Raw genomic sequence first — 2,997 nt, 5'->3', positions numbered from 1 at the left:
AGAGATATTAAAGGTTGATCCTATTGAGCTTATTGTGCCATCTAGTGATTATTCTCATTTCTATTCCGGAGATGAGTGGCTTGGTATTAGGAGGAAATAGTTTACTACCCTTTCTTCATCGTTTATTTATACTTTAGTTTTTTGTATTCTTCCTCAGAAAGAATTACATAATTTCCAGGTCTCAAAGTCATTTCTCCTTTAACTTCAAAAGTCATGGTGTTATCTTCAAAATCTCCTGATATTAATTCTGCTTGGTAGATATTTTCGTTTTTACTCATCGTTATTTATACTTTAGTTTGCTTTTTCTAAAATTTTTAAAGCCTTGTCTATACTTTTTATAGCATGACGATTCATCTTTTTTGTATCCTCATCTATATGAGGATTATAATTTTCAGCTTCCATATTAAAAGCTTGTGCTTTTAAAATTGTGATAGCTGAGATAAGTGATATATTTTCGTTTTTACTCATCGCTTATTTAGGTTTTAGTTTATAATGTTATTTTATTTCCAGGTATACTTTAGAATTATAGGCTCTAATTTTAACTTTGAACTGCAATAGCGGAAGAATAGCATACACTGCATTAAAATCTTGAGAGACTTCACTTGTCACTATTACCGCACCGCTGTATATATAATGTCCTATCCCTCCGGTTTTAAAAGCAGGAGTTCTTTCTATGGTGTCAATAATTTGTTTTAAACGGTCATCCATTAGAGAGATATTTAGCTAAAAAGAAAGCTTCAATTGAGTGGTTTTATAATTTGTCACTAAAATCTCTTGCTTTCTATTGTTTATGTTTCTCCTTTCCTTAATTGGAATTACATTCATTTTGTAATCAGAAGCAAAATCAAGAATTGCCTCATGATTGAATTCACTCATGGCGCATTTAATGCCAGAAGATTCCATTATCTTAAAACAATCCTCCGTATCTGCAGGAGACCATTTCGGGACTTTGTAATAATGAGATGTATCAAGATATATCGGATCTAAATACACAAATGCCTCCTTTTTTGTTATCAGCCTTTCGGAGAAAGATATTTTGGGAAGGACTTCTCTAAAGTCACAATTAGTAATTTTTGCGTTGGCAAGTTTTTCAAATGTTGGTTCTATTTTGTTGAGTAAGTTTTGCTTGGCGTTATCTAAACTAAGCCTTAATGTGTCCCCTTTCCCTAGATACGTAAAGTTTGACAGCAAGAGAAAACGAAGCGCTTTTTTCATCGGGTCAGCTTCAGTTTTTTTCTTCCAGTTTTTTATTAAACTTTCAGTAATAGGCATTAGTTCTATTTGCCTATAAAGAGCTTCTTTATTATTCAAGAGAAAATGGTATAAATTAGTCACATCATCATCATAATCATTAAGTATAGCATATTGACTTGGAGGCATGTAGAAATAAGATCCTCCTGCTCCAAAAAACAATTCAATTCTCATTTTATGCTTCGGGAAATATTCCCAAAGTAAAGGAGCTAGCTTTCTTTTATTACCTAATCTGGTTAGTATCATTTTTCTGGTTTTACTTCTTCTGGTTCTACTTCTTTTGTTTCTTTCTGTTTACATTTGTGAGCATTCATTGCATTTATGCTTCCAAAGATGGCAGAGCATTTTTTGCAGGTCCTCTTCTTTTCATCTTCAATTAAATCAGCTTTTTTCTGTTTTAGCTCGCTAACCTCTTGCTCTTCTTCGTTTCTGGTTTGCTTTAGATCGCTAATATCTTGCTCTAGACTTGCTATTGTTTGTTTCTTGGTTGTTCTTGACTTCTCTAATAGATTTTTCCAAGTTTTTACACATGAATATTCAATTGCCGGGAGAAAAACAGAAAGAAAGAATCTTTCTGCATACCATATTTTGGGTTCACATTGGAACACCTCTCCTGGTTTCTCGCAATGAAATACCTTTAGTATAAAAGCCGTGAGGAAGATGTTTGCGATACAAAACACCAGTGGAGGAATTTGTTGTTTTTGTTTATTATAATGATATGAAGTAATTGTAACGATTACTCCTGCTATCATTCCTGTTAGAGAAGAAGCGACGAAAAGAAACGGTCTTACTGTGACTATGTTTTCAAATATCGTGTTGAAAAAAAACGATGATTTGATAGAAAAGTAAACTATAATTATGATAACACATTGCGTCATAAAACGCGGAGATGTCATTCTATCTTCTATTGTTTTTGTTTCGTTCATATTAAGCATTTCTTTATCCGTTTAGCCACCTCTCTTACTACAGGCTCACTAACTGCATTCCCAATCATCTCGTACCGTCTTGTTTTGGCTATTTCTTTCAAGCCTTTCTCATACAATCCATACTTTGTCCAATCATCAGGAAGACCTTGTAACCTTTCACACTCAATTTCTGTAAGCCTTCTTATTTGACTCTGGTGTGAACCATGTTTTTTAGTGATCATTACTCCGTGCTTGTCTTGACAATTCAAAGTAAAAGCAGCTTCTCCTTCGTTTTTAAATCTTCGCCCATTTTGTCTTTTATTTAATCTATCCGGAGTTAAAACAGGTATTACTGTCATGTCGCTGTGTAACCCTCCTGAGTTACCTCCTGCTGTTAAAGTTCCTGCTTTCATAGGCACACCATTCCCGGCGATGCTAAAATCTTGGCAAGGACTTCCGAAAGAGATAATGTCGATCTCTGGTAGTTCGTCTGATCTAATATCGATAACTGATCCTGCATATATTGACTTTTTGAAGTTGTAATTATAATTTGCTATTGCGTGTTTATTTATTTCTGAGAAAATGACCTTATTGAACTTATATCCTGCATTTTCAAATCCTAGCCTGAAGACACCACAACCACTGAATAACTCTAATTTGTTCATTGAACTGCTTTTGGGATTAGCTTACAATTAGTGCTTCCGCTATTGCTTCGTACCGTTCCTGCCTATAGAATGTTCTTGCTTTAAAGTGATTATGCTCACTCATTGCTGCAGGTCTAGTTTCTTCAATCTTAGTAATCGTGTACACGGAACAGGTGTCACCGGATATATTAGTGACG

General features: G+C 34.3%; 6 protein-coding genes. All 6 read right to left on the bottom strand.

The features are described from left to right. Positions 1–122 precede the first annotated feature (122 nt). Genes ACFSTE_RS13230 through ACFSTE_RS13205 form a run of 6 tightly spaced genes read right to left on the bottom strand, consistent with a single transcriptional unit; the run spans position 123 to position 2,821 of the window. A complete protein-coding gene (locus ACFSTE_RS13230) occupies positions 123–278 on the bottom strand; it encodes a hypothetical protein (RefSeq protein WP_378256019.1) in 156 nt (51 codons plus the stop codon). A gap of 13 nt (positions 279–291) precedes the next feature. Further along, positions 292–468, bottom strand: a complete 177-nt coding sequence (locus ACFSTE_RS13225; protein WP_378256021.1) for a hypothetical protein — start codon at positions 466–468, stop codon at positions 292–294. Positions 469–495: 27 nt separating this feature from the next. Continuing rightward, positions 496–708 (bottom strand): hypothetical protein, encoded by a 213-nt coding sequence (locus ACFSTE_RS13220; RefSeq protein WP_378256023.1) that lies wholly within the window; start codon positions 706–708, stop codon positions 496–498. A gap of 15 nt (positions 709–723) precedes the next feature. Then, positions 724–1,497, bottom strand: coding sequence for a DNA adenine methylase (locus ACFSTE_RS13215; protein WP_378256025.1), 774 nt, complete (start codon positions 1,495–1,497; stop codon positions 724–726). Then, the gene (locus ACFSTE_RS13210) at positions 1,494–2,177 is read right to left on the bottom strand and encodes a hypothetical protein (protein ID WP_378256027.1); all 684 of its coding nucleotides are present in this window, start codon (positions 2,175–2,177) and stop codon (positions 1,494–1,496) included. The genes ACFSTE_RS13215 and ACFSTE_RS13210 overlap by 4 nt, the downstream gene beginning before the upstream one ends. Continuing rightward, on the bottom strand, positions 2,174–2,821 hold the full coding sequence (locus ACFSTE_RS13205) for a DNA cytosine methyltransferase (protein WP_378256029.1): 648 nt from the start codon (positions 2,819–2,821) through the stop codon (positions 2,174–2,176). The genes ACFSTE_RS13210 and ACFSTE_RS13205 overlap by 4 nt, the downstream gene beginning before the upstream one ends. Positions 2,822–2,997: the final 176 nt, after the last annotated feature.

Origin of the sequence: Aquimarina hainanensis, assembly GCF_042684685.1 — a bacterium.
GTDB classification, from domain to species: Bacteria; Bacteroidota; Bacteroidia; order Flavobacteriales; family Flavobacteriaceae; genus Aquimarina; species Aquimarina hainanensis.
Note: the sequence above shows the minus strand (reverse complement) of the source record. Positions and strands in the feature narration are given on the sequence as shown.

Coding starts and splice junctions, on each gene's coding strand:
- ACFSTE_RS13210 (WP_378256027.1), bottom strand. CDS start 2,177: ATGAACGAAACAAAAACAATAGAAGATAGAATGACATCTCCGCGTTTT.
- ACFSTE_RS13225 (WP_378256021.1), bottom strand. CDS start 468: ATGAGTAAAAACGAAAATATATCACTTATCTCAGCTATCACAATTTTA.
- ACFSTE_RS13220 (WP_378256023.1), bottom strand. CDS start 708: ATGGATGACCGTTTAAAACAAATTATTGACACCATAGAAAGAACTCCT.
- ACFSTE_RS13230 (WP_378256019.1), bottom strand. CDS start 278: ATGAGTAAAAACGAAAATATCTACCAAGCAGAATTAATATCAGGAGAT.
- ACFSTE_RS13205 (WP_378256029.1), bottom strand. CDS start 2,821: ATGAACAAATTAGAGTTATTCAGTGGTTGTGGTGTCTTCAGGCTAGGA.
- ACFSTE_RS13215 (WP_378256025.1), bottom strand. CDS start 1,497: ATGATACTAACCAGATTAGGTAATAAAAGAAAGCTAGCTCCTTTACTT.